Origin of the sequence: Pseudomonas sp. ES1 (assembly GCF_050586605.1) — a bacterium.
GTDB classification, from domain to species: Bacteria; Pseudomonadota; Gammaproteobacteria; order Pseudomonadales; family Pseudomonadaceae; genus Aquipseudomonas; species Aquipseudomonas sichuanensis.
Genome location: NZ_JBOBDM010000036.1, coordinates 1 through 24,161, shown reverse-complemented (window position 1 = coordinate 24,161; position 24,161 = coordinate 1). Strand labels below are relative to the sequence as shown.

Sequence of the window (24,161 nt, the reverse complement as noted above, 5' to 3'; positions counted from 1 at the left end):
ACAGCTCAGGGCCTCTCGGCCTTTTCGCGCAGCCCTTTGAGGGTATTGAACGGCGCATCAACCACGAACTTGTTGGCCAGCCACGACGGCACGCTGCCACCTGGCTCGGTATGGACCTGGTAGGTCACTTCGGTACTGTCACCCTTGGGTACCAGCTTCCAGAAACCCTGCACCTGAGCAACACGCACGTAGCCGCTTTCTTCCGGCAGGTACTTGGGCTGCTCTTCGAGCGTGCGGGTCAAGCTGCCATCGCTGCCCTGGACCGTAGTGATGTGCAATACCGAGTCACGCGGAGTCACCGGCCACGGCGTATTGAACTGGGTGTAGGTCCAGCTCTGGTCACCTTCATGCTTCAGCAGTTTCTGCGACTTGCATTCATGCACCCAGGCACAGGCCCCGGCTACGTCCTCCTGCAACGCCCTGACCTTGGCCAGCGGCGCCTTGATCAGCGTTACACCACGGTAAGCCTTGTACTTTGAGCCCGGCACTTCGCTGAGCGACACCTTGATGCCGTCCTCGTCCTTGGCCACCTGCCAGCTTTCAGCCCAGGCTACCGGCGCCAACAGCACACTCAGGCCACACAACACAGCAACACGCTTGAACGATCTCATTATCTTGTTCCTTGTTGTAGAAGATCCGCACAGTCACGCCGCCGTCATTTGCTCCAGCCAACCAATGATGCGAATGGCTTCGTCACGATCATTGCCGCAGACATCCACCTCTGCCTTGAAGCCACCACACACCTTCGGCCGTTCGGGTTTGCCGAACAGGGCACAGAGGTTGTCGATGGACAGGTGCAGGCAGCGCTCGCCAGCCGGCTTGCCTTGCGGCATTCCCGGAATGGCTGAGCTGATGGACGGAGCGATGCAGCAGGCACCACAGCCCTCACGGCATTTCATGACAACAGGACTCCCAGGAGCAAAGCGGGACGAACGTCCCTGGATACTAACCGCTCAAACATACGTTTGAAATTGCCGCACAGATGAAATCGCCAGTGACCCGGCAGTCAGTTGCGGAATTCGAATTCGATGGCCGCGCCCTCTACATCGCGACGGCTGTCATTGCGCAGCTGCAGCTGCATTTCATTGTTGATCAGCCGGCCATTGAGCTGGAACGGGCTGTCATCGGTGACCGGCTTTTCGCTGAACATGGAAGGCAGCAATGGCTTGCGAGGCGACGGCGCATCGCCAACGTCCGGCTTGAGGTGCTTGACCATGTCGGTCGGCAGACTGAGGTCGAGCTTCGCGGCGGGCACAGGCTGACTGGCCACCTTGCTCACGCCCTTGCTGCGCGTGACAGGTTTCTGCTTGGGCTTGACCGCCGACTTGACCGCCGGCTTGGCTGGCGCCTTGGCCACAGGTTTCGCCGCCACCTTGCTCACAGGCTTGGCAGCCTTGCCCTGCTGCGCCTGTTCCTTGGCCGGCGGTTGCGCGGCGTGCACCAAGCCCCCCGAATACCAGGGTAGCGATAAGGACAGAATCAGTGCCAGAGGGCGAAGCGCTTTCATGAATACCGGGAGCAGGCTGGGAAAACGCGTATGCTCCCTGTTCCCCGCCCTTCTGACAAGCCTACATGAGCGAGCCAGCCGACTCCCGGCACAGTTGCTGGGCCAGCAAGCCCAGGGTCATTACCGCCCGTTCGGCCTCTTTGTTCCATGGAATACCGCAGTTGAGCCGGATGCAGTGGTTGAATTGCTCGGTATTGCTGAAGATCAGCCCCGGCGCGATGCTGATGCCCTGCTCCAGCGCACGCACGTGCAACTCTTGGGTGTTGACCCGCCCAGGCAGGCTGACCCACAGGATAAAACCACCTGTCGGCCGGGTCATCTGGGTACCCTCCGGGAAATGCTGCTGTACCGCCAACTGGTAGGCACTGAGGTTCTTGCGATACTCCTGACGGATATAGCGCAGGTGGCGGTCGTAACCGCCGTTTTCCAGGTAGGCCGCCACCCCCATCTGCGTCACGCTGCAGGCCGAGTGCGTGGTGAAGGTCTGCAGGCGCTGGATCTCGTCCTGATAACGGCCGGCGACCATCCAGCCGACCCGAACCCCCGGCGACAGCGTCTTGGAAAAGCTCGAACAGTAGATCACCCGATCGAGGCGGTCGAAGGCCTTGAGCGCCTTGGTACGCCCCTGCTCGAACATCAGCTCGCCATAGATGTCATCCTCGACGATCTGAATATCGAAGTCCGAGGCCAGGCGCAGCAGTTGTTTTTGCCGCTCTTCGGGGATGGTGCCACCCAAGGGGTTGCTCAAGCGCGCGGTCAGCACCAACGCCTTGATCGCCCATTGATTGGCAGCCAGCTGCAACGCTTCGAGGCTGATGCCGGTGGAGGGATCGCTGGGAATCTCGATCACCTTCAACCCCAGCAGGTCGGCCAACTGCAGCAAACCGTAGTAGGTTGGCGACTCGGCGGCGATCAGGTCACCCGGGCGCGTCAGCACCCGCAACGACATCTGCAGCGCATCGACACAACCATGGGTCACCACCACTTCGCGCGGGTCGACCAGCACACCGGCATCGCGCATGCGAATGGCAATCTGCCTGCGCAGCGGCTCGAAGCCAGGGCTGAACATGTAACTGAAGGCACGCGGGCTGTGGAAGCGGGTCACCTTGGCGATTTGCTGGTGCAGGGCACGCACCGGCAGGTAATCGACATGAGGCACCGCCGCACCGAAGGGGAATACGCCGTCGCGCCGCGCTTCGGTCAAGACCTGCTGAATGATACTGGCGCGGGTAACCAGGCCGGGGCGTTCGACCCGGGCGATATCCGGCGTCTGCGCTGTAAGGGCCGGCGTCTGGTGTACGTAGTAGCCCGACTGTGGCCGCGCACGAATGAGGCCCTGGTCCTCGAGATTGGCATACGCCTGCAGCACGGTGGCATGACTGACGTTGAGCTGGGCACTCATCTTGCGCACCGAGGGCACCCGCTCACCAGGCTGATAGACACCACGGCGGATGTCATCGGCCAGTTGCTGGGCGATGCGCTGGTACAACAGCAGGTTGGTCATGGCGTGTTCTCGAAGCGCGGACGGGATCGTTGTTCTTGTGCGACTCACAGCTGAGCCAGAATACCGTAACAGTTGCAAAGTGTACTGGGACAGATCGCAGGATAGTCAACAATACAGTTGCGTGACAGCTACAAGATGAACAACAACGACCGTGCGCCGACGAACGCAGGGAACACAGGGCCGCATCGCGACCCTGCGGGAGCTGGCTCAGCGCGCTGGAGCGAGCTTGCCCTTGTCATCGGAGAAAACGATCTCGACCCGGCGATTCTGCGCCCTGCCCCGCTCCGAGGCGTTAGCCTCGACCGGATACTGGTCGCCATAGCCCTCGACTTCGATGCGCTTCTCGTCGATACCCAGGTCAACCAGCATGTCGGCCACCGACTGAGCACGATCGCGCGACAGCTTGAGGTTGTCCTCGGGCGTGCCAGTGCTGTCGGTGTAGCCCTCGATCCGCACCACACGGCGCGGGTTGAGCTGGAGGAACTGCACCAGCTTGAGCACGGTGCGGCTGGCCGAGCTCTTGAGCTCCGCCTGGCCGGTGTCGAACAGCACATCGCCCAGGGTCATCACCAGGCCGCGGTCGGTCTGCTCAGAGGCCAATGCGGCAATCTGCGCCTCGACAAACTTGCCCTGCTGCTGAACGCTGGCCAGCTTGGCCTCACGCAAGGCCAGCTGCAGGCGCTGGCGTTCGAGGTCGAGCTTGGTCAAGCGCTCCTGGTTCACCGCCAGCTTGGCGTGCTCGGCAGCGATTTCACTGTAACGCTGGCTCAGATAGGCGTAATGACGCACATCGCTGCCAGTACCGACATAGCCGGCCAGGCGCTCTGCCCGGCCCAGCGACTCACCGGCGCGGATCACGTCACGCGGCGCACTGCGCAGGACGGCGGAGTCATCCTTGACCTTCTGGAACGCAACGGTGGCGTCATCCAGTGCCGATTCGCTGCGCTGGCTGGCACACCCCTGCAACCCGACCAGCGCCAGCAAGGCCAGCGCGGCCATTGGCTTGAGACGGCTCATGGCTGCACCTCCAGTTGCTTGCGCAGGCGCTTGACCCGCGTCTGCAACAGCTGCAGCTGCTCTTCGCTCTTTTGCGTCAGCACCAGGGCCTCGGCCAGGCGTGCATCAAGCTCGGCCTGCTCGGCACGCATGCGCGCATCACGGTAGCTTTCGCTGGCCATGTTGGCCTGGGCACGGGCCAGCTTGTCTTCGGCCAGCTTGAACTCCGGCACCTGCTCGGTGGCGCCGACCGCCTTGGCCTGCTGCAGCGCCTGTTCGGTGAGGCGCAGTTGTTCATGGGGCACCGGATCACTGGCACACCCGGCCAGGCCAAACACGGCCAAGGCAAGAATCAGGGGTTGGCTTCTCACACACTCTTCCTACTGTTTAGGGGCGTCCAGCGGCGCCTGCATCTGCGCTTTCCAGCGCTCGACATTGCGCTGCAATACCGCCTCACTCGCCCCGGAGATCGGCAATTCTGTCAGCTTTTTCGCCAGTTGTCCGCGCAACCAGCTGTCGTTGCACGCCGAGTTGTGCGACACCGCCAGGTACAGGCCTGGCCGGTCTACTGGCAGGCCGCGGGCGATCAGGTCGTTGCCGACCCCCAGGCTCTGGGCCATGGCCATGCCGGCGTAGCGCCCTGCAAGCACATAGTCGACCTGGCCGAGCACCAGCCTCTGGAACGCCTGAGTCAGATTCTGCGCGGGAACCAGCTTAAGCTGGGCCTTGGTAAAGGCTTCGAAAGCCGGGGTCAGCCGCGCCTTCTCCGACACGCCGCCCTGGTAACGGGCAAGGTCTGCCGGACCGTTGAACTCCAGCACTGCGTCGTGCCGGGTCCACACCAGGTATTCGTTAAGCTGCAAAGGGGGATGAATGTAATCCAGCGCAGTGAGCTGGGTAACCTGCATGGGCGTGTCGAGCAGCAGGTCCATGCGCCCGCTGCGCACTTCTTCAAGCGCCTGTTCGCGCTTGCCGGCGTACAACACTTCGACCTTTACCCCCAACTCCCCCGCCACTTGGCGCAACAGGTCGACATTGGCGCCGATCAGGTGTTTGGGGTCGCTTGGGTCCTGCCAGGAGTAAGGCGGCGCATCCGGGCTACCGGTGACCACCAGGCGTTCACACTTGCCGGCTGCCAGCAGCGGTGCCGACAGCAGCGCCAGCACACCGGCCAAGATCCCTTTGCTTGCGCGAAACGCCATGCCAACTCTCCTACAGCCTTGAAAATCAAAAAAAAGCCCGACCCCCAAGGGGGCCGGGCTTCTTTATAGGTGAAGCAGGCGGATCAGACCAGCTTTTCCAGCTCCGGAACCGCTTCGAACAGGTCGGCGACCAGGCCGTAGTCGGCAACCTGGAAGATCGGCGCCTCTTCGTCCTTGTTGATCGCGACGATCACTTTCGAGTCCTTCATGCCGGCCAGGTGCTGGATCGCGCCGGAGATACCGACGGCGATGTACAGCTGTGGCGCGACGATCTTGCCGGTCTGGCCGACCTGCATATCGTTGGGCACGAAGCCTGCGTCAACCGCAGCGCGCGAAGCGCCGACAGCGGCGCCGAGCTTGTCGGCCAGGCTGTACAGGTGCTTGAAGTTGTCACCGTTGCCCATGCCACGGCCGCCGGAAACGACGATCTTGGCAGCGGTCAGCTCTGGGCGATCGGACTTGGCCAGCTCTTCGCCGACGAAGGCCGATTTGCCGGCGTCGTGCGCGGCAGCGACAGCTTCGACAGCAGCCGAACCACCTTCAGCGGCCACGGCGTCGAAGCCGGTGGTACGCACGGTGATGACCTTGACCGCAGCGCTCGATTGCACGGTGGCAATGGCGTTACCGGCGTAGATCGGGCGCTTGAAGGTGTCGGCGGATTCGACCGAGATGATCTCGGAGATCTGGTCGACGTCCAGCAGTGCGGCAACCCGCGGCAGGATGTTCTTGCCATTGGTGGTGGCCGGAGCCAGCACGTGGCTGTAACCGCTCGCCAGATCGACGATCAGCGGCGCGACGTTTTCCGGCAGGGCGTGGGCGTAGGCGGCATTGTCGGCAACCAGCACCTTGGCAACACCGGCGATCTTGGCGGCAGCTTCGGCAACGCCACCGACGTTCTGGCCTGCGACCAGCACGTGGATATCACCACCGATCTTGGCAGCGGCGGCAACGGTGTTCAGGGTGGCCGGGGCTACGGCACCATTTTCGTGTTCAGCGACAACCAGGATAGTCATTTAGATTACCTTCGCTTCGTTCTTCAGCTTCTCGACCAGTTCGGCCACCGACTTGACCTTGATACCAGCGCTGCGGGCAGCAGGCGCTTCGACTTTCAAGGTTTTGGTGGTGGAGGCGATGGACACGCCCAGCGCGTCTGGAGTAACGGTCTCCAGCGGCTTCTTCTTGGCCTTCATGATGTTCGGCAGCGACGCGTAGCGCGGCTCGTTCAGGCGCAGGTCGGTGGTGACGATCGCAGGCAGGTTCAGCGCAACGGTCTGCAGGCCGCCATCGATTTCACGGGTGACGTTGACCTCGTCGCCGGCCAGCTCCACCTTGGAGGCGAAAGTGCCTTGGGCGTAGCCGGTCAGCGCAGCCAGCATCTGGCCGGTCTGGTTGTTGTCGCTGTCGATCGCCTGCTTGCCGAGGATGACCAGCTGTGGCTGCTCTTTATCGACAACGGCCTTGAGCGCCTTGGCCACGGCCAGGGAGTTCAGCTCATCGGCGACTTCGACCAGGATGGCGCGGTCGGCACCCAGGGCCAGGGCGGTACGCAGTTGCTCCTGGGCCGTGGTCGGACCGACGGAAACGACGACGATCTCGCTCGCCACGCCCTTTTCCTTCAGGCGGACGGCTTCTTCCACGGCGATTTCGCAGAAGGGGTTCATGGACATCTTGACGTTTGCAAGGTCGACGCCGGAGTTGTCCGCCTTGACGCGAACCTTGACGTTGTAGTCGACCACTCGTTTGACAGCTACAAGAACCTTCATGGATTCCTCGTTACTCTCCGGTGAAAAGAATGTCGCCTGGGGGCTGCCCGGCGAATGCGCGTGGGTACAAGGGCACCTCTAAAAACGTTCTGGAGCCGGCAGAATTCAGATGACCGATCAGTCCTGTTACGACCCTTCGGGGTAAAACCCGCGGGTCATTTTCTGTCGTGGCGTGTAGACTCCACTACAAAACCTGATTCGGCCCGTAAACCCTGCTCCACGCCTGGTCTTTAGGGGTGCACCTGCGCCCGACGGTCAGCCTACGGCGAGCGTAAAAGCGCTCGTATCTTGACCGTAACACCCCATCCGGTCAATACGCCAAATTGGCCAGCCTTCAGCCGCGTACCAGTGATTTTACTGGGCTCCGGCAAATTCAAACAAACGTTTGTATTGGACCCGCCAAGTGGTGTAGATATAATGCGCGGCCAAGACAAAACGGTGTAGTCCGTCATTCCAGCAGCTACAGCATCAGCCGCTACGCATGACCGCCCCAGCACCCAATAAGACCAAGCAACAGCACGAGCCTTGATGAGTAGGAGAGAACCAGTGGAACGCGAATACATGGAATTCGACGTGGTCATCGTCGGCGCCGGCCCGGCGGGCCTGTCCGCCGCCTGCCGCCTGAAGCAGAAGGCCGCCGAAGCCGGTAGCGAGATCAGCGTCTGCGTGGTCGAGAAAGGCTCCGAAGTCGGCGCCCACATCCTCTCCGGCGCGGTATTCGAGCCGCGCGCCCTGAACGAACTGTTCCCCGACTGGAAAGAGCTCGGCGCGCCGCTGAACACCGAAGTGAAGCGCGACGACATCTATGTGCTGAAAAGTGCCGACAGCTCGACCAAGGTCCCCGACCTGTTCGTGCCCAAGACCATGCACAACCAGGGCAACTACATCATCTCCCTGGGCAACCTGTGCCGCTGGCTGGCCCAGCAGGCCGAGAACCTGGGCGTCGAGATCTATCCAGGCTTCGCCGCCCAGGAAGCCCTGTTCGACGAGAACGGCGTCGTTCGCGGCATCATCACCGGTGACCTCGGTGTCGATCGCGAAGGCAACCCCAAAGAAGGCCTCTACACCCCAGGCATGGAACTGCGTGCCAAGTACACCCTGTTCGCCGAAGGCTGCCGTGGCCATATCGGCAAGCAACTGATCAAGCGCTTCGACCTGGACAACGAATCCGACGTGCAGCACTACGGCATCGGCCTGAAGGAAATCTGGGAAGTCGACCCGGCCAAGCACGAGCAAGGCCTGGTGGTACACACCGCTGGCTGGCCACTGGACGTGATGAGCGCCGAGAACACCGGCGGCTCGTTCCTCTATCACCTGGAAAACAACCAGGTAGTGGTGGGCCTGATCGTCGACCTGTCGTATGCCAACCCGTACCTCTCGCCCTTCGACGAGTTCCAACGCCTGAAGCACCACCCGGTGATCAGCCAGTACCTCGAAGGCGGCAAGCGCATCAGCTACGGCGCCCGCGCCATCTGCAAAGGCGGCCTGAACTCGCTGCCGAAGATGGTGTTCAACGGTGGCGCGCTGATCGGCTGCGACCTGGGCACCCTGAACTTCTCCAAGATCAAGGGCAGCCATACCGCGATGAAGTCCGGCATGCTCGCCGCCGAAGCGGTAGCCGACGCATTGATCGCCGGCAGCGAAGGCGGCGACCAGCTCAACGGCTATGTCAGCGCGTTCAAGGCCAGCTGGCTGCATGAAGAGCTGTTCGCCAGCCGCAACTTCGGCCCGGCGCTGCACAAGTTCGGCCCGTTGCTCGGTGGCGCGTTCAACTACATCGACCAGAACTGGTTTGGCGGCAAGCTGCCGTTCACCCTGCATGACACCAAGCCGGACTACGCCTGCCTCAAGCTCGCCGCCGACTCGCAGAAGATCGACTACCCGAAACCGGACGGCAAGCTCAGCTTCGACAAGCTCAGCTCGGTATTCCTCTCCAGCACCAACCATGAAGAGGAACAACCCTGCCACCTGAAGCTGGCCGACCCGAACATCCCGATCGCCAGCAACCTGCCGCTGTACGACGAACCGGCGCAGCGTTACTGCCCGGCCGGCGTGTATGAAGTGGTTACCCAGGAAGACGGCAGCAAGCGCTTCCAGATCAACGCGCAGAACTGCGTGCACTGCAAGACCTGCGACATCAAGGACCCGGCCCAGAACATCACCTGGGTCACCCCTGAAGGCGCCGGCGGGCCGACCTACCCGAACATGTAAGGCCTGCCCTCGCAGCAATGAAAAGCCCCCTGGCCGCAAGGCCAGGGGGCTTTTTCGTATCAGGCGGTCCTGACTTCCTCGAACAGCTCGGGGTGGCGGTCGAGCAGCTTGAACAGCTTGATCAACGCCACTGGCGGCGTGGTTTTACCATTTTCGTAGCGGGAAAAAGCGTTGACCCCACCACCGAAAATCTCACCTGCCTCGCGCTGATCCAGGTCGAATTTCTTGCGCACGGCGCTGATAAAAGCTGGATCGACCGCAGCCGCATTGACCCGGCGTTCAAAGGCCGTCATCTGCTCACTGACACGCATGGCTTCGTCGTGGCTCAGGACCGCCTCACCACAGGCAGAGCAGTAATCGCCGCTGACGCCCTGAATCAGAGTCGACTCTCCTTTGTAGCGGTAGGGCATGTCCTGAATATCTGGCGCAAGCTCCGCACCACCGCAGATCGGGCATCTCATGATTACAGCTCCTTGAAGGACACGATGAGCACGTCATCGACCACTGACAGTTTCAGGTAAACGTAGCCGACTGCCGTGAGCGGACGGTATACGTCCTGCCAGACGCGGTGTTCCGTATAGCAGGTCATGCTTTTGTAAAAATCAGTGCGTTCCAGACTGCTGATCACATCGAGCATCCCTGGGTAATCCAGGCCCAGAGTCCTGGCACCTCTTAATGCAGCGCTAGTCGGACTGACCCGCTTCGCAGCAAGCAGCGCTTTTACCCGATCAAGTGGGCAATGAGGCATTCTCTTTTCCATGAGAAATTAACCTTTCAGGTTAAATCTGGCTAATAGGTTATTCCAATAACCCCCGCCCGGAAGTCTGCCTCAACGCCCCACAGCCACTACCACTTCATTTGTCACCACACATGATCGGCATGGACTCCGCACCGAATGCCAACGGCTCACGACGCCCGAAATACAGCGACGTCAACACCCCGACCGTGCCCATGATCAGACAAAAGCCGACACACACCCACGGGCTCCACGGCATCAGCGCAATCAACGCCAACGGTGTGGTACTGGCCCACAGGGCGTAGGCGATATTGTAGGTGAACGAAATCCCCGACACCCGGATCTGCGCCGGGAACAGCCCGACCATCACCGACGGCACCACCCCCACCACCCCACAGGACAGCCCGGCCAGCGCGTAGGCCAGCCAAGTCATGCCCCACTGCCCCACCAGGCTGGCGTACAACGCGCCGATGCCCAGCGGCAGCACCAGGCTGTAGATCATCAATGCACGCCAGGCGCCGATGCGATCGACCAGCAACCCGGCCAGCACGCAACCAATGTTGAGAAAGACGATACCCACGCTGCTCAAGGCGAAGGTGTGCCCGGCCGTCATGCCGAAACGCTGCTGCATCACCGTCGGCGTGATGACCACCAGTACCACCACTGCCGAGGTCAGCACGCAGGTCAGCAGCGCGGCTGGAATCAGCGCCCGGCGATGCTCGCCAAGCACACTGCGCAGCGGGAAGGCTACCGGCTGCTCCCGCTGTTCGCGCAGGGCAAGAAACACCGGCGTCTCGTTCAGCCAGCGGCGCAGCCACACACCGATGACGCCGAACACGCCGCCCAGCAGGAACGGGTAGCGCCAGGCGTAGTCGAGTATTTCCTGCGGTGTATAAAGCTGCGCCAGCAGCGTCGCAGTCAGCGCGCCAAGCAGATAGCCAAAGGTCAGCCCCGCCTGCAGAAAGCCCAGCGCATAGCCTCGCCGCCCGGCCGGCGCATGCTCGGCGACGAAGGTCCAGGCACTGGGCACCTCGCCCCCCACCGCAGCCCCTTGCAGTATGCGCAGGGCCAACAGGATCAGCGGCGCGGCGTAGCCGATGTCGGCGTAGGTCGGCATCACGCCGATCAACAGGCACGGCAATGCCATCATCAGGATGCTCAGGCTGAACACCCGCTTGCGCCCCAGGTGGTCGGCGAAATGGGCCATGAGAATGCCGCCCAAAGGCCGCGCCAGGTAGCCGGTGACGAAAATCCCGAAGCTCTGCAGCAACCGCAGCCACTCTGGCATCTCGGGCGGGAAAAACAGCTGGCTGAGGGTCAGCGCAAAAAACACGAAGATGATGAAATCGTAGATTTCCAGGGCGCCGCCCAGCGCCGCCAGGCCCAGGGTCCGGTGGTCGCCGCGGCTGAAGCCGGGCGCGCGGGGGTTATCGATGGCAGTCATGGCAGGTCCGCAGATCGGCAAAAGGCCAAGAGAATAGCAAATGCCGATAACCCAGGCCGAGTCAGGAACTGCGGCTGAAAACGGTCTGGCCGAAATTCATCCGCCGCTTGCCATAGCCGGCTGCGCCGCAAAGGCTGGCCGGCAATGGCACCTGTCCGACCACCACTGGCAGGTCGATGATCGCCATGAACGACCCCAACGCCTCGCAATCAGGCACCCTTGGCAGGCTGACGCTCACCGCCTGACGCTCGCTCTGCGGCACGGCAGGCACCTTCAGTTGCTGCGAGTGATACAACAAGGCGTGCTGGATCTGCGTACTGACCCGGCAGAAGCGCGCCAAGTCGACGCCCGCATGGCTGGCCAGTTCGATGTTGCCAACCAACAGGTTGAACGGCAGCAGGGCACTGTGTACCAGTCGCTGCAGATCGTCGAAGCTCTCCACCGGGGCGATGCGGTAATACCCCAGGCCATTGAGCAGCCGCTCCAGCTGCAGACGCTGGTCGGGGTGTTCGTCAGCGATGAGGATGCGCAGGGATTTGTTGGGCATCGTCCGCACCTGGCCGCAAGGTAATGAATGGGCTCCATGACCGTACTGCGCCAGAACAGGCAAACGTCAGGCAGGCCGCCTGATCGGGTCTTTATTGATAGTTGTCTTGAAACAACTGGAAATCAAGTTGCCAGCACAGGAAATTTTCACCTGCCCTTCACGGCGTATTCACGACTCCCACTGCCGCATGCGCAAGCGACAGTGCTTCATGGCATTGACGATGTGCTTCTCCACCAGGCTGCGGGAAATGCCCAGGCGCTCGGCAATCTGCGGGTGCGACAGGCCATCGAGCTTGCGCAACAGGAAGCAGTCACGGCACACCGCGCTCAACTCATCCAGGGCTTGCTGCATCAAGGCCAGGCGCTGATCCTGCTGCATGCTTTGGGTCAGTGCCGGGCTGTGCCAACGCTCGTCGCCATCGAGCACCTCAAGCGGCTCGGCCTGGCGCACCAGGTGGCGCCGGTGGCGATCGACCACCAGGTTCAGCGCGGTGCGGTACAGGAACGCCCGCGGGTGCTCGATCTGCTCGCCCTCAGTACGTTCCAGCACCCGCAGGTAAGCGTCATGGGCCACATCTTCTGCCGCCTGGCGATTGCCCAGGCGTGCAGAGAGAAAGCTCACCAATTCGCGATAGTAGTGTTCCACGACGGTACCTGGCCTTTCCCTGCGCAAACGCTGACATGGCATGGGCAGCGGGTAGGAGTGAAGTAAGTTAACGATCTTACAAATTATAATTATTCTCAGCAACATCGATGCTGGCCTTTCGCCCGGTTAAATCGGCATGCTGCAGGTTCGTTTAACTGGGACCCCCGAGCGCGCCGTGCATGGCCGCGCCCGGCCACTCCCTTCGGCTGGAAGCCCGCATGACACGCACAACCGCCCCCCGTCGCCGTCTGCTTATTGCAGCCCTGGGCCTGCTTGGCCTGGGCAGCCTGCTGGCCTGGACCACCCTGCCCCTGGGCGGTGCGCAGGTCAGCACCGTGCCGGTGACCCGCGCCGATATCGAAAGCAGCGTCACCGCCCTTGGCACCCTGCAACCGCGCCGCTATGTCGACGTCGGTGCCCAGGCGTCCGGGCAGATCCGCAAGCTGCATGTGGAGGCCGGCGATGTAGTCCGCGAAGGCCAGTTGCTGGTGGAGATCGACCCCTCCACGCAAAAGGCCAAGCTCGACGCTGGCCGCTACTCCATCGAAAACCTCAAGGCGCAACTCGCCGAGCAACGCGCCCAGTACCTCCTGGCCCAGCAGCAACACCAGCGTCAGCGCGACCTGGCCGCCGCTGGCGCCAGCCGCCAGGAAGACCTGCAAACCGCCCAGGCCCAGCTGAAAGTGACTCAGGCCCGCATCGACATGTACCAGGCCCAGATCCTCCAGGCCCAGGCCAGCCTGCGCAGCGACGAGGCGGAGCTTGGCTACACGCGCATCTATGCCCCCATGAGCGGCACCGTGGTGGCCGTGGACGCCCGCGAAGGCCAGACCCTCAATGCCCAGCAGCAAACCCCGCTGATCCTGCGCATCGCCAAACTGTCACCGATGACCGTCTGGGCCCAGGTATCCGAAGCCGACATCAGCAAGGTCAAACCCGGCATGACCGCCTACTTCACCACCCTTGCCGGCGGCAAACGCCGCTGGGCCAGCACCGTGCGCCAGATCCTGCCGATCCCGCCCAAACCGCTGGATCAAAGCGCCCAGGGCGGCGGCAGCCCGGCCAGCGCCACGGCCGGCACCACCGGCAGCAAGGTGGTGCAGTACACCGTACTGCTCGACGTCGACAACCCCGACGGCGCTCTGATGGCCGAGATGACCACCCAGGTGTTCTTCGTTGCCGGCCAGGCCAGCCAAGTACTCAGCGCCCCGCTGGCCGCGTTGCAAGACACCGCGGACGACGGCCTGCGCCTGGCCCAGGTACTCAAGGCCGACGGCAAGGTCGAGGCGCGCCAAGTGCGCACCGGCCTGAGCGACCGCTTGCGCGTGCAGATCCTCGACGGCCTGCACGAAGGCGAACGCCTGGTGATCGGCTCGCCGACCAGCGGGGGTTGAGATGAGCACACCCCTGATCGAATTAAGCGACATCTACAAGGCCTACGGCGGCATCGACTCACCGAAAGTCGAGGTGCTGCGCGGCATCAGCCTGAGCATCCACCCCGGCGAGTTCGTCGCCATCGTCGGCGCTTCGGGCTCCGGCAAGTCGACCCTGATGAACATCCTCGGCTGCCTCGACCGCCCGACTTCCGGCAGCTACCGCTTCGCCGGCCGCGACGTGGCCGAGCTGGACGGCGACGAACTGGCCTGGCTACGCCGCGAGGCGTTCGGCTTCGTGTTCCAGGGCTATCACCTGATCCCTTCGGGCTCGGCCCAGGAAAACGTCGAGATGCCGGCCATCTATGCCGGCACGCCGCCGGCCGAACGCCATGCGCGCGCCCATGCCCTGCTCGAGCGCCTGGGCCTGGCCAGCCGCACCGGCAATCGCCCGCACCAGCTCTCTGGTGGGCAGCAACAACGTGTGTCGATTGCCCGGGCGTTGATGAACGGCGGCCATATCATCCTCGCCGATGAACCCACCGGCGCCCTCGACAGCCACAGCGGCGCCGAAGTGATGACCCTGCTCGACGAACTGGCCAGCCAGGGCCACGTGATCATCCTGATCACCCACGACCGCGAAGTCGCCGCCCGCGCCCAACGGGTGATCGAGGTGCGCGACGGCCAGGTGGTCAGCGATTCGGCCGCCGAGCAAGCGGCCAGCGTACCCGCCCGCCACCTGCAGGCCGATGACCTGCGGCAACGCCTGGACAGCGGTGCCAGCCATAAAGGTGCCTGGAAAGGCGAAATGCTCGAGTCGCTGCAAGCCGCCTGGCGGGTGATGTGGGTCAACCGTTTCCGTACCGCGCTCACCCTGCTCGGTATCGTCATCGGCGTGGCCTCGGTGGTGGTCATGCTGGCGGTCGGCGAAGGCAGCAAACGCCAGGTGATGGCGCAGATGGCCGCCTTCGGCTCGAACATCCTCTACCTCAACGGCAAAAGTGCGACCGAGCGCGAACCCGCAGGCATCGTCACCCTCGACGATGTCGCCGCCATCGCCGAGCTGCCCCAGGTGAAGCACGTCATGCCGGTGATCGGCGACAAGCTGATGGTGCGCCAGGGCAACAACAGCCAGCAGTTCTATGTAGGCGGCAACAACACCTGGTTCCCCGAGATCTTCAATTGGCCGGTGGTCGAGGGCAGCTTCTACACCGAAGCCGACGAAGCCAGCGGGGCAGCCGTGGCGGTGATCGGCCAGAAGGTTCGGGACAAGATGTTCGGCGAAGGGAGCAACCCCCTCGGCCAATACCTGCTGATCGGCAACGTGCCGTTCCAGGTGATCGGTGTACTGCTCGCCAAGGGCGCCAGCTCCGGCAGCGAGGACAGCGACGAGCGCATCGTGGTGCCCTACTCGGCCGCCGCCATCCGCCTGTTCGGCAGCCGCGACCCCGAATACATCGCCGTCACCGCCCAGGACTCCAGCCGGGTGCACCAGACCGAACAGGCGATCGAACATCTGCTGCGCCAGCGCCACCAGGGCAAGCATGATTTCGAGCTGACCAACGACGCCGCGCTGATCCAGGCCGAGGCGCGCACCCAGAACAGCCTGTCGCTGATGCTCGGGGCGATCGCCGCGATATCCCTGCTGGTCGGTGGCATCGGCGTAATGAACATCATGCTCATGACCGTGCGCGAACGCACCCGCGAGATCGGCATCCGCATGGCCACCGGTGCCCGCCAGCGCGACATCCTGCGCCAGTTCCTCACCGAAGCGGTGATGCTGTCGATGGTCGGTGGCGTCACCGGCATCGTCCTCGCCCTGGCCATCGGCGGCAGCCTGCTGCTGGCCGATATCGCCGTGGCCTTCGCCCTGCCTGCGATCATCGGCGCCTTCGCCTGCGCCGTGGTCACCGGCGTGGTGTTCGGCTTCATGCCAGCCCGCAAGGCCGCCCGCCTAGACCCGGTCAAAGCCCTTACCAGCGAATAATCCATGACGATCCCCAGCCGCATCAGCCTGTTGACCCTGAGCCTGTTCCTGGCCGCCTGCAGCACCCCGCCGCCACCTGCGTCGGGCATCGACGCCCCACCCACCTGGCAAAGCGCCGCCGAAACCGCGCAACCCTGGCCGGACGGCCACTGGTGGCGCGCCTTCGCCAGCCCCGTGCTTGACCAATTGATCGAACGCGCCCGGCAAAACAGCTACGACCTCGCCGCCGCCACCGCCCGGGTGCGCCAGGCCCAGGCCAGCGCGGTGATCGCTGGCGCCCCCTTGCTGCCGGAACTGCAACTGGGCCTGGATGCCAGCCGCCAGCGCCTGCTGCGCGGTGACGGCAACGACCAGCTCGACGCCAGCAGCAGCGAACGCACCAGCACCTCGTTCGGTACCCGCCTGAGCGCCAGCTACGAGATCGACTTCTGGGGTGGCCTGCGCGCCGCCCGTGACAGCGCCCTGCGTAGCCTGGACGCCAGCCGCTTCGAGCGCCAGACCGTCGAACTGACCTTGGTCAGTGCCGTCGCCGACAGTTACCTGCAGGGCCTGGCCCTGGAGGAGCAATTGCGCATCGCCCGCCTCAACCTCGACAACGCCCGCGACGTGCTCGGCCTGGTCGAGGCCCGCGAACGCGCCGGCTCCGCCACCCGCCTGGAACTGGCCCAGCAGCGCAGCCTGGTGGCCGCCCAGGAGCGCCAGCTGCCGCTGCTCGAACAGCGCCGCCAGGACAACCGCATCACCCTGGCCACCCTGCTGGGTGATCCGGTGCAGGCACTGCCCGCTGGCAACGAGGTGATCGGCGCGCTGCGCTGGCCGCTGATCGGCAGCGGCGTGCCCAGCGAACTGCTGAGCCGACGCCCCGACATCGCCGCCGCCGAAGCCCGCCTGGCCGCCGCCAGCGCCGACGTGCAGGTAGCCAGGGCCGCCATGCTGCCGCGCCTGGTGCTGGGCGCTGACCTTGGCAGTGGCTCGAGGACCTTTGCCAACATTTTCGACAGCCCCTACTACACCCTCACCGCCGGCCTTACCGCGCCCATCTTCAACAATGGCCGCCTGCGCGCCCAGCGCGAGCTGGCCAGCGCCGAGCAGCAGGAGCTGCTGGAGGCATACCGCAGCAGCATCCTGGCCGGTTTTTCCGATGTCGAGAAAGCCCTCAACGCCATCAGTGGCGTGGAGCGCCAGCGCCAGTGGCAAGACCAGGAAGTGCAGCAGGCGCGCATCGCCTTCGACCTCGCCCAGCAGCGCTATGCCGCCGGTGCCGAGACCTTGCTGAGCGTGCTGGAAACCCAACGCACCCTGTACCTGGCCCAGGATGAGCAGGCGCAACTGTACCTGGCACGGCTGCAGGGCAGCGTGGCGTTGTACAAGGCGTTGGGTGGGGGGTGGCAGGCGCCACAGGCATTGGCCGTGACTCGGCCATGACCCGCCGCCCCTTGTAGGAGCGGCCTTGTGCCGCGAAAGGGCCGCGTAGCGGCCCCAGCGATCTCTATCTTTACACCGAAACCTGGGGCTGCTCTGCAGCCCTTTCGCGGCACAAGGCCGCTCCTACAAGGGGCGGGCTAGTCCATCAAGTGGCGATGTTCTTCATCGACAGGTGCCGCGCATACCAGGGCCGTTGCGGCACCTTGCGCAGCAGCCCGTCGATCTTGTCGTCCTCACCGAAGGTGATGCGCAAGGCCAGTTTCATCACTTCCACGTCCATCTCGACCGATTTGCCCGGGCGCGTACCCGGCTCGGTGCTGCAGCCATGGGTATCGGGCCCCAGCCACGGGTCATCGACCTCCACCCAGCGGCCAGGGGCGAACCAGGCCACACCATTGACCTGCTGGCGCCGAACCTGGCCAGGGTGATAGCGCTCGTGGGCGCGGAACCAGTCGTCGATGCGGTCGTCGATCCAGCCATGGAAGGCCCAGAACACCGGGTTGACGTGGGACGAGAACGGGTCGCCGAGAAAGTCGTTTTCACGCTCGAACCAGCGCGCGGCGAAGTCCGCAGGATCACGGGCAAAGGGTACCGGCGCGCCGTTGATCGGGTCACGCGGCACCGACGCCCAGCACATGTGCAACCAGTCGTGCAGGTTCATCTCAAGCTCGGAGCCGAAGGCGCCCAGCGACAGCTTCGACAGGTACTGCGGGTCCTGGTACTGCGACTCCCACACCTGGAAGTTGCTGCAGAACGTCTCACCCGCCTTGATCGCCGCCACCCACTGGCCATAGGCCTCGTCCTCGGGTGCCTGCCAACTGGGCGGCACACGGTGGCCGTCGTGGTTGTCGTGGTAACGGGCAAAGCCTGCGCGGTCGAACTCCACGCTCGGTTGCGGCAGCGGGAAGCGCTGCCACGACGGCAGGTCCTGCAGGGTGCGGGCATGCATCAGCATGTGCCGATGCATGAACAAGAAGTCGATGCCCGAACCATTGCGATGCTTGCGCGGGCCACGGGCATCGCGCTCGCGGTCGCGCGGGCCGGGCTGCCAGCCCAGGCCACGCAGCGCGTTGTGCTTCTCCACGGGCAGCTTGTGCCACTGATCGCGGGTCGCGTGCCAGAGCTGGTGGAACAGCCGATGCTCGGCGCCGATCACCCAGTCCTGCATCTGTGCGGTGTAGGGCAGGCGCTCGCGCGCTTCGGGGAATGGGCGCTTGACGGCGACGAAGCGGCTGTCCTGCAACGGCAGCGTCAGCGGGCGGTCCAGGCGTTGAATGCGGCCGCTGAGGGTGCCTGGGCCGGCATTGGCAAAGGCGCCCCACACCTCATCGAGGCTGGCCACGCACTCATAGCCCGGGCCGCCGTGCAGGCCGACCAAGCGCCAGCGCACCTGGCCGCTGCTGGCGCCCACCAGGTCGCCAAGCACACGGTAGGCCGCCTCGCCGTCGCCACGCAGGCGTTCGCCGGTATCGACGAAGCCCCGCAGCCCGCGGCCCTTGGTGGCGACATCGAGGAACATCTCCACCCCTTCCCTGGGCAGGCCGTCAAGGCCGCCATCGGCGCCGGCAAAACGAATGTCCCAGACCCCGCGCAGCAAGTCCGCCAGCACCTGCCCGGCGGCGTCGGCCAGCTCGACGCTGGCCTCGCCCGGCGTGACCACATCGTCCTGCGGGTCGTGGGTCAGCTCCTTGTGCGCGTAATAGGCCGCCGTGCCGGCAGCGCCCGCTACCGCCAGGCCTGCGATGAATCCTCGTCGAGAAATTGTCATTGCGCCTCAATCCGTCTCCGCGTGACGCGGCCTCTATCCAAGCTAGGACGGATGTCGGCCGGGTAAATTTAGCGGCCAAGGCGCTCGTCTGTTGAGTATCTCCCGTTGCCAGAGGTACCCCCATGACCTCCCTGCTTGCCCGCCTGATCCGCCCCAGCAAGGCCACCGCCTACCGGATCTTCGACATCGAGCTCAAGGCCATCGTGGCTCTGAGCCCCTCGCTGTGCCGCTTCGTCTTCAGCGGCCCTGACGTGGCCCAGATGACCACCCTGGCCCCCGACCAGCGCATCAAGCTGTTCTTCCCCACCCCTGCGGGCGCTGCGCCCAACCTGCCCAAGGACGGCCAGTGGCAACAGGCACGCCGCCACCTGGCGCCGCAGGACACGCCGCCGATGCGCACCTACACCATTCGCGCCCTGCGCCGCGAAGCCTGTGAAGTGGATGTGGACTTCGTCCTGCATGGGGTGAACGGCCCGGCATCGGCCTGGGCGACCAGCGCCCGCATGGGTGACCGGCTGCAGATGGTCGCCCCCAACCTGGCCTATGCCGGCGACCCGGGCGGTTATGAATGGAAGCCCCCGCACAACGCCCGGCACATCCTGCTGGTGGGCGACGAAACCGCCCTGCCGGCCATCGCCGGTATCCTCGAGCAGCTGGCCGACAAGGCCCCTGAGCTTGCAGTAGAAGCCTTCATCGAAGTGCCCCTGGAAGACGACTGCCTGCCCCTGCGCCACAGCCCGGCTACCCGCCTGCACTGGCTGCCCCGTGACCTGCTGCGCAGCGAGCACGGCCAGGCCATGCGCCATGCCGTTCAGGAACTGGCCAGCCTGCCCGCTGTGCGCGCAGCGGCACCAGGCCGGCTGGAAGAGGTTGACATCGACACGCAGATTCTCTGGGAGCAGGGCAGCGGCGAGTGCAACGGTTTCCACGCATGGGTCGCTGGCGAGTCAGGGGCGGTGATGGACATCCGCCGACACCTGATCAAGACGCGCGGCCTGCCGCGCGAAAGCCTGACGCTGATGGGCTACTGGCGCGCCGGGCGGGTACTGGACTGAAAAGCACTGGGGCCGCATTACGCGGCCCCAGTGCTTGTCACGGCTCACTTCAACGTGCAGCAACCGCTGCCCGCACCGCCTCGGCAAAACGCCCGACCACTTCGTCGATCTGCTCGGCGCTGATGATCAACGGCGGCAGGAAGCGCACCACCGCGCCATGCCGCCCGCCCAGCTCGAGGATCAAGCCACGGCGCAGGCATTCACGCTGCACCTTCGGCGCCAGGGTGCGACAGGCCGGCGGGTGGCCTTGGGCGTCGAGTTTGCCGGCCGGATCCACCAGCTCGACCCCCAGCATCAAGCCACGGCCACGAATGTCGCCCAGCTGCGGATAGTCCTGCTGCAGGCGTTGCAGATGGCCACGCAGGCGCTGGCCCATGGCTTCGGCGTGCTCGCACAGACGGTGCTCGACCAGGTAGTTGATCACCGCCGAGCCTGCGGCCATGGCCATCTGGTTGCCGCGGAAGGTGCCGGCATGGGCGCCTGGCAACCACTGGTCGAGCCAGTCGCGGTAGACCATCACCGCCAGCGGCAGGCTGCCACCGATGGCTTTCGACAGCGTGACCACATCCGGGACGATGCCGGCATGCTCAAAGGCGAACATCCGCCCGGTACGGGCAAAGCCGCTCTGGATCTCATCGACGATCAGCGCCACCCCGGCCTGCTCGGTGATCCGGCGCAGGCCGCGCAGCCACTCGATGTCCGCCGGGATCACGCCGCCTTCGCCCTGCACCACCTCGACGATCACTGCCGCAGGCAGCGCCACGCCGGCCTCGGGATCGTTCAGCAGGTTTTCCAGGTAATGCAGGTTGGCGCGCACGCCCGCCTCACCGCCCAGACCGAACGGGCAACGGTAGTCGTAAGGGTATGGCAGGAACTGCACGCCATTGTTGAGCAGTGCGCCCAGCGGCTTTTTCGGCCCCAGGCTGCCCATCAGGCTCTGCGCGCCCTGGGTCATGCCGTGATAGGCCCCCTGGAACGCCAGCACCGTGCTGCGCCCGGTGGCGGTGCGCACCAGCTTCAGTGCGGCTTCCACCGCGTCGGTACCGGTCGGGCCGCAGAACTGGATCTTCGCCTCGCTGCGCAGCGCCTCGGGCAGCACCCCGAACAGGTCCTGGACGAAACGGTCCTTGACCGGGGTGGTCAGGTCCAGGGTATGCAGCGGCAGCTCATCGGCCAGCACCCGCTGGATCGCCTCGGTCACCACCGGGTGGTTGTGCCCCAGCGCCAGGGTGCCGGCGCCGGCCAGGCAGTCGATGAACTGGCGGCCCTCGACGTCCTCGACGTAGAGGCCACGGGCACGCTTGAGCGCCAGCGGGATGCGCCGCGGGTAGCTGCGCGCGTTGGACTCCTGCTGCTGCTGGCGCAGCAGCAGCGGTGAGTCCGTGAATTCATACAAGGCCTGCGGCGCGTTGGCCGGCAGAACCTGAGCAAGGCTGGAAGCGGTCGACATCGAAAAAACCCTCGCAAGCAAGCGAATGTGCCCGCCACGCCCCTGTAACCGGATGTGTGTCGGGTTGTTATCGCTTGGAAAACGCTTGGGCGAGGTACGGATTTAGCGCTTGCTGCGGGATTTGTTGAGGCAGTACCGCTGCCACAGGCGGACGTGCAAGTTCATTGTGGGAGCCGGCTTGCCGGCGATGAAGCCAACGCCGATCACTTGACCGAGCGCGCCGGCACGTTCAACCACACCCGCAACCCATCGGCCTGGCTGTCGAAACGCAGGCTGCCCGCGCAACGCTGGGCAATGGCCTGGACGATCGCCAGGCCCAGGCCGCAACCGCCGCTCTGGCTGTTGCGCCAGAAGCGTTCGGTGAGGTGTTCGAGGTCTTCCTGGGCGATGCCCGGGCCATGGTCGCGCACCATGAAACCCACCTGCCCATCCCGCGCCTGCACTTCCAGCTCCACCGCCGCATCGCCACCGTGACGCAGGGCGTTGTCCAGCAGGTTACGCAACGCCGCCACCGCCAAGGGCGCCGGCATGCCGAGGTAGACCTTGGCCGCTTCTTCCGGCAAGCGCAGCAAGATGCGCCGGTTATCACCACCGCCCGCGTCCTGAACCGCCTGCAAGGCCACTTGCTCGGCGCTGCACTGCACGCCGTCGTCGAACGACAGGCTGCCTTCGACCCGGGCCAGCATCAGCAGTTGTTCCAGCGTGCGGTGCATGCGGTCGGTGCCCTGCTCGGCGTGCTCCAGCGCCTGCTCGCGTACCGCGCCGTCGGTCATGCGGGCCACCTGCAGGTGGGTCTTGATCGCGGTCAGCGGGCTGCGCAGTTCGTGGGCGGCATCGTCGGTCAGGCGCCGCTCGCGCTCGAGGGTCTGGGCAATGCGCAGGAACAGCTGATTCTGGGTGTCGAGCAACGGCTGCAGTTCGCTGGGCAGGCCCGCCACCTGCAACGGCTCGACACTGTCGGCGCGCCGCCTGCGCAACGCGTCGCGCATACGGTTGAGCGGTTCCAGGCCTTTGCCCAGGCCGATCCACAGCAGCCCCAGGCTACCCAGCAAGGCCATCAGCACCGGCGCCGAGGCGGCCAGCAGTATCGACTGGTTCAGCGCCTCGCGCTCCTGGTGGCGGTCAGCCGTGGTGATCCGTACATCGCCGTGGTTGTAGGTGAATGTGCGCCAGGAGGCGCCTTCGATGGTCTGGTCACGGAAGCCGCTGCGCTGGTCGTCCATCGCCCCGTCGTGCTTGTGGTTGCTGGCCAGCACCTCACCGCGCAGCGAGCTGACCTGGCAGGCCATACCGTCCGGCACGCTCAGCTGGTCGGCGGCAAAATGCGCCTCCTCGCCCTTGGCCGCCAGCGGCTGCGGCAACTGGTCGATGAGCCCGGCGACCATGCGTGCCGAGGCCACCAGGCGTTGGTCGAGGGAGAACATCATCTGCTGGCGCAGGTCGCGCAGCATCCACGCCGCCGCCAACGCCCAGATGACGATGAATACGCTGCCAAGGATCAGCGACAGCCGCACCCGCAGGCTCATGACGAAGCCCCCTCCGGCGCCTGCGCCGGCCCCAGCCGATAGCCCAGCCCGCGCACCGTCTCAACGATGCCATTGCCCAATTTGCGCCGCAGGTGGTGGATATGCACGTTCAACGCATTGCTCTCGACCTCGTCGCTGAAGCCATAGACGCAGTCCTTGAGCTGTTCGCTGGACAGCACCCGCCCGGGGTTCTGCAACAGCGCCTGCAACAGTGCCTGCTCGCGCCGCGACAGGTCGACCGGCTGCCCGGCCAGGGTGGCCATGCAACTGCTCGGGTCATAGCACAGCGGGCCATGCTCGATCACGTTCACCGCCCGCCCCGCCACCCGCCGCACCAGGGTGTGCAGGCGCGCCGCCAGTTCACGCAGGTCGAATGGCTTGAGCAGGTAGTCGTCGGCGCCGGCCTGCAGCCCGTCGACCCGGTCGCTGACCGCGTCCCGCGCGGTCAGCACCAGCACCGGCAACGCCTCGCCCTGCTGGCGCAGACGGCGCAGCAGCTTCAGGCCGTCCTCGTCGGGCAGGCCCAGGTCGAGGATCATCACGTCGAACTGCGCGGCCTGCAGCATCTGCCGCGCCTGCGACGCATTGCCCACCCGATCGACGGTGAAGCCCTGGGCCGTGAGCCCGGCGCAGATGCCGCTGGCGATCAGGTCGTCGTCCTCGCAGAGCAGAACGTGCATGGTGGGGGGCTCCTGGGGTGGGGAAGCGGGTATTGCACAGGGGGGGGATTAAGTGGGGATTATCGTATCGCCTTCATCCTGCGGCGGCGAACTTTCCCAGGCGAGAGTGTCGCCTTCTCAACCATAGAGGGTGATACCACAACCCAGCTCGCGCTGGCGTTTGGCCCGCTGCATCCGGTTCCAGCCGCAGCCCGAACGGGGATCGTCCTGATAGCGTGCACTCGAGTGTTTATGCAGGCGGCGGCCCAGGGCGTCGTAGCTGTAGACCACGCTGAGCTTGCTGTCGTCAAAGCGAGTCAGGCGGTCGAACAGGTCCCAGGTCAGGCGTGCCTTGTCGCCGTA

Annotated in this window: 24 protein-coding genes; 5 read left to right on the top strand and 19 right to left on the bottom strand. The window is 64.7% G+C overall.

Annotated features, from left to right (window positions below; translation table 11 throughout):
• Positions 1-5: 5 nt before the first annotated feature.
• The 9 genes from ACQ4N9_RS16065 to ACQ4N9_RS16025 all read right to left on the bottom strand — a co-directional run bounded on the left by ACQ4N9_RS16065 (position 6) and on the right by ACQ4N9_RS16025 (position 6,972).
• Positions 6-611: an START domain-containing protein gene (locus ACQ4N9_RS16065; protein WP_390969698.1), complete on the bottom strand. Its 606-nt coding sequence runs from the start codon at positions 609-611 to the stop codon at positions 6-8.
• A 33-nt stretch (positions 612-644) separates the two neighbouring features.
• A complete protein-coding gene (locus ACQ4N9_RS16060; protein ID WP_125464891.1) occupies positions 645-899 on the bottom strand; it encodes a YkgJ family cysteine cluster protein in 255 nt (84 codons plus the stop codon).
• A gap of 107 nt (positions 900-1,006) precedes the next feature.
• Complete coding sequence (locus ACQ4N9_RS16055) at positions 1,007-1,507, bottom strand: hypothetical protein (RefSeq protein ID WP_390969696.1); 501 nt, start codon at positions 1,505-1,507, stop codon at positions 1,007-1,009.
• 61 nt (positions 1,508-1,568) lie between these two features.
• Positions 1,569-3,011: a PLP-dependent aminotransferase family protein gene (locus ACQ4N9_RS16050; protein ID WP_110993999.1), complete on the bottom strand. Its 1,443-nt coding sequence runs from the start codon at positions 3,009-3,011 to the stop codon at positions 1,569-1,571.
• A gap of 207 nt (positions 3,012-3,218) precedes the next feature.
• Positions 3,219-4,028 carry an OmpA family protein gene (locus tag ACQ4N9_RS16045; protein ID WP_390969694.1) on the bottom strand — a complete coding sequence of 270 codons (810 nt, stop codon included), beginning with the start codon at positions 4,026-4,028 and terminating at the stop codon, positions 3,219-3,221.
• The gene (locus ACQ4N9_RS16040; protein WP_390969693.1) at positions 4,025-4,378 is read right to left on the bottom strand and encodes a DUF4398 domain-containing protein; all 354 of its coding nucleotides are present in this window, start codon (positions 4,376-4,378) and stop codon (positions 4,025-4,027) included. The genes ACQ4N9_RS16045 and ACQ4N9_RS16040 overlap by 4 nt, the downstream gene beginning before the upstream one ends.
• 9 nt (positions 4,379-4,387) lie before the next feature.
• Positions 4,388-5,209, bottom strand: a complete 822-nt coding sequence (locus ACQ4N9_RS16035) for a substrate-binding periplasmic protein (protein WP_125859465.1) — start codon at positions 5,207-5,209, stop codon at positions 4,388-4,390.
• Positions 5,210-5,292: 83 nt separating this feature from the next.
• Positions 5,293-6,222: an electron transfer flavoprotein subunit alpha/FixB family protein gene (locus tag ACQ4N9_RS16030; RefSeq protein ID WP_390969690.1), complete on the bottom strand. Its 930-nt coding sequence runs from the start codon at positions 6,220-6,222 to the stop codon at positions 5,293-5,295.
• Positions 6,223-6,972, bottom strand: a complete 750-nt coding sequence (locus ACQ4N9_RS16025; protein WP_390969688.1) for an electron transfer flavoprotein subunit beta/FixA family protein — start codon at positions 6,970-6,972, stop codon at positions 6,223-6,225.
• A gap of 528 nt (positions 6,973-7,500) precedes the next feature.
• Between ACQ4N9_RS16025 and ACQ4N9_RS16020 the strand changes: the two genes are divergently transcribed.
• Entirely contained in the window at positions 7,501-9,183 is a 1,683-nt protein-coding gene (locus ACQ4N9_RS16020) for an electron transfer flavoprotein-ubiquinone oxidoreductase (RefSeq protein WP_347148433.1), read from the top strand.
• A 59-nt stretch (positions 9,184-9,242) separates the two neighbouring features.
• On the opposite strand, the gene ACQ4N9_RS16015 is transcribed toward ACQ4N9_RS16020, so the two are convergent.
• From ACQ4N9_RS16015 to ACQ4N9_RS15995, 5 genes are all read right to left on the bottom strand, one after another.
• A complete protein-coding gene (locus ACQ4N9_RS16015) occupies positions 9,243-9,644 on the bottom strand; it encodes a type II toxin-antitoxin system MqsA family antitoxin (protein ID WP_390969687.1) in 402 nt (133 codons plus the stop codon).
• 2 nt (positions 9,645-9,646) lie between these two features.
• Positions 9,647-9,943 (bottom strand): type II toxin-antitoxin system MqsR family toxin, encoded by a 297-nt coding sequence (locus ACQ4N9_RS16010; protein WP_390969685.1) that lies wholly within the window; start codon positions 9,941-9,943, stop codon positions 9,647-9,649.
• Positions 9,944-10,037: 94 nt separating this feature from the next.
• The gene (locus tag ACQ4N9_RS16005) at positions 10,038-11,363 is read right to left on the bottom strand and encodes an MFS transporter (RefSeq protein ID WP_390969683.1); all 1,326 of its coding nucleotides are present in this window, start codon (positions 11,361-11,363) and stop codon (positions 10,038-10,040) included.
• Positions 11,364-11,424: 61 nt separating this feature from the next.
• Complete coding sequence (locus tag ACQ4N9_RS16000) at positions 11,425-11,910, bottom strand: histidine kinase (protein ID WP_390969681.1); 486 nt, start codon at positions 11,908-11,910, stop codon at positions 11,425-11,427.
• 168 nt (positions 11,911-12,078) lie between these two features.
• Positions 12,079-12,555, bottom strand: a complete 477-nt coding sequence (locus ACQ4N9_RS15995; RefSeq protein ID WP_390969679.1) for a sigma-70 family RNA polymerase sigma factor — start codon at positions 12,553-12,555, stop codon at positions 12,079-12,081.
• Between the two features lie 218 nt (positions 12,556-12,773).
• Between ACQ4N9_RS15995 and ACQ4N9_RS15990 the strand changes: the two genes are divergently transcribed.
• From ACQ4N9_RS15990 to ACQ4N9_RS15980, 3 genes are read left to right on the top strand one after another with little or no spacing between them, the layout of a single operon-like run.
• Positions 12,774-13,949, top strand: a complete 1,176-nt coding sequence (locus ACQ4N9_RS15990) for an efflux RND transporter periplasmic adaptor subunit (protein ID WP_390969677.1) — start codon at positions 12,774-12,776, stop codon at positions 13,947-13,949.
• Between the two features lies 1 nt (position 13,950).
• Positions 13,951-15,915 carry a MacB family efflux pump subunit gene (locus tag ACQ4N9_RS15985; RefSeq protein WP_390969675.1) on the top strand — a complete coding sequence of 655 codons (1,965 nt, stop codon included), beginning with the start codon at positions 13,951-13,953 and terminating at the stop codon, positions 15,913-15,915.
• Positions 15,916-15,918: 3 nt separating this feature from the next.
• Positions 15,919-17,340, top strand: a complete 1,422-nt coding sequence (locus tag ACQ4N9_RS15980; RefSeq protein WP_390969673.1) for an efflux transporter outer membrane subunit — start codon at positions 15,919-15,921, stop codon at positions 17,338-17,340.
• 145 nt (positions 17,341-17,485) lie between these two features.
• On the opposite strand, the gene ACQ4N9_RS15975 is transcribed toward ACQ4N9_RS15980, so the two are convergent.
• A complete protein-coding gene (locus ACQ4N9_RS15975) occupies positions 17,486-19,108 on the bottom strand; it encodes a twin-arginine translocation signal domain-containing protein (protein ID WP_390969672.1) in 1,623 nt (540 codons plus the stop codon).
• Positions 19,109-19,230: 122 nt separating this feature from the next.
• Between ACQ4N9_RS15975 and ACQ4N9_RS15970 the strand changes: the two genes are divergently transcribed.
• The gene (locus ACQ4N9_RS15970; protein WP_390969670.1) at positions 19,231-20,163 is read left to right on the top strand and encodes a siderophore-interacting protein; all 933 of its coding nucleotides are present in this window, start codon (positions 19,231-19,233) and stop codon (positions 20,161-20,163) included.
• Between the two features lie 49 nt (positions 20,164-20,212).
• Here ACQ4N9_RS15970 and ACQ4N9_RS15965 read toward each other — a convergent pair whose 3' ends face one another.
• The 4 genes from ACQ4N9_RS15965 to ACQ4N9_RS15950 all read right to left on the bottom strand — a co-directional run.
• The gene (locus ACQ4N9_RS15965; protein WP_390969668.1) at positions 20,213-21,613 is read right to left on the bottom strand and encodes an aspartate aminotransferase family protein; all 1,401 of its coding nucleotides are present in this window, start codon (positions 21,611-21,613) and stop codon (positions 20,213-20,215) included.
• Between the two features lie 203 nt (positions 21,614-21,816).
• Complete coding sequence (locus ACQ4N9_RS15960; RefSeq protein ID WP_125859477.1) at positions 21,817-23,139, bottom strand: ATP-binding protein; 1,323 nt, start codon at positions 23,137-23,139, stop codon at positions 21,817-21,819.
• A complete protein-coding gene (locus tag ACQ4N9_RS15955) occupies positions 23,136-23,819 on the bottom strand; it encodes a response regulator (protein WP_110994018.1) in 684 nt (227 codons plus the stop codon). The genes ACQ4N9_RS15960 and ACQ4N9_RS15955 overlap by 4 nt, the downstream gene beginning before the upstream one ends.
• Positions 23,820-23,936: 117 nt before the next feature.
• Positions 23,937-24,161, bottom strand: a 225-nt coding sequence (locus ACQ4N9_RS15950) for a hypothetical protein (RefSeq protein WP_430933251.1), incomplete at its 5' end; no start/stop codon positions are given.

What these genes read in the sequence shown, in the direction of transcription:
- ACQ4N9_RS15970 (WP_390969670.1), top strand. Translation starts at nt 19,231, where the DNA reads ATGACCTCCCTGCTTGCCCGCCTGATCCGCCCCAGCAAGGCCACCGCC.
- ACQ4N9_RS16045 (WP_390969694.1), bottom strand. Translation starts at nt 4,028, where the DNA reads ATGAGCCGTCTCAAGCCAATGGCCGCGCTGGCCTTGCTGGCGCTGGTC.
- ACQ4N9_RS16050 (WP_110993999.1), bottom strand. Translation starts at nt 3,011, where the DNA reads ATGACCAACCTGCTGTTGTACCAGCGCATCGCCCAGCAACTGGCCGAT.
- ACQ4N9_RS16015 (WP_390969687.1), bottom strand. Translation starts at nt 9,644, where the DNA reads ATGAGATGCCCGATCTGCGGTGGTGCGGAGCTTGCGCCAGATATTCAG.
- ACQ4N9_RS16005 (WP_390969683.1), bottom strand. Translation starts at nt 11,363, where the DNA reads ATGACTGCCATCGATAACCCCCGCGCGCCCGGCTTCAGCCGCGGCGAC.
- ACQ4N9_RS16000 (WP_390969681.1), bottom strand. Translation starts at nt 11,910, where the DNA reads ATGCCCAACAAATCCCTGCGCATCCTCATCGCTGACGAACACCCCGAC.
- ACQ4N9_RS16065 (WP_390969698.1), bottom strand. Translation starts at nt 611, where the DNA reads ATGAGATCGTTCAAGCGTGTTGCTGTGTTGTGTGGCCTGAGTGTGCTG.
- ACQ4N9_RS16060 (WP_125464891.1), bottom strand. Translation starts at nt 899, where the DNA reads ATGAAATGCCGTGAGGGCTGTGGTGCCTGCTGCATCGCTCCGTCCATC.
- ACQ4N9_RS16030 (WP_390969690.1), bottom strand. Translation starts at nt 6,222, where the DNA reads ATGACTATCCTGGTTGTCGCTGAACACGAAAATGGTGCCGTAGCCCCG.
- ACQ4N9_RS15990 (WP_390969677.1), top strand. Translation starts at nt 12,774, where the DNA reads ATGACACGCACAACCGCCCCCCGTCGCCGTCTGCTTATTGCAGCCCTG.
- ACQ4N9_RS16010 (WP_390969685.1), bottom strand. Translation starts at nt 9,943, where the DNA reads ATGGAAAAGAGAATGCCTCATTGCCCACTTGATCGGGTAAAAGCGCTG.
- ACQ4N9_RS16025 (WP_390969688.1), bottom strand. Translation starts at nt 6,972, where the DNA reads ATGAAGGTTCTTGTAGCTGTCAAACGAGTGGTCGACTACAACGTCAAG.
- ACQ4N9_RS16020 (WP_347148433.1), top strand. Translation starts at nt 7,501, where the DNA reads ATGAGTAGGAGAGAACCAGTGGAACGCGAATACATGGAATTCGACGTG.
- ACQ4N9_RS15960 (WP_125859477.1), bottom strand. Translation starts at nt 23,139, where the DNA reads ATGAGCCTGCGGGTGCGGCTGTCGCTGATCCTTGGCAGCGTATTCATC.
- ACQ4N9_RS15955 (WP_110994018.1), bottom strand. Translation starts at nt 23,819, where the DNA reads ATGCACGTTCTGCTCTGCGAGGACGACGACCTGATCGCCAGCGGCATC.
- ACQ4N9_RS15985 (WP_390969675.1), top strand. Translation starts at nt 13,951, where the DNA reads ATGAGCACACCCCTGATCGAATTAAGCGACATCTACAAGGCCTACGGC.
- ACQ4N9_RS15965 (WP_390969668.1), bottom strand. Translation starts at nt 21,613, where the DNA reads ATGTCGACCGCTTCCAGCCTTGCTCAGGTTCTGCCGGCCAACGCGCCG.
- ACQ4N9_RS15980 (WP_390969673.1), top strand. Translation starts at nt 15,919, where the DNA reads ATGACGATCCCCAGCCGCATCAGCCTGTTGACCCTGAGCCTGTTCCTG.
- ACQ4N9_RS16055 (WP_390969696.1), bottom strand. Translation starts at nt 1,507, where the DNA reads ATGAAAGCGCTTCGCCCTCTGGCACTGATTCTGTCCTTATCGCTACCC.
- ACQ4N9_RS15975 (WP_390969672.1), bottom strand. Translation starts at nt 19,108, where the DNA reads ATGACAATTTCTCGACGAGGATTCATCGCAGGCCTGGCGGTAGCGGGC.
- ACQ4N9_RS16035 (WP_125859465.1), bottom strand. Translation starts at nt 5,209, where the DNA reads ATGGCGTTTCGCGCAAGCAAAGGGATCTTGGCCGGTGTGCTGGCGCTG.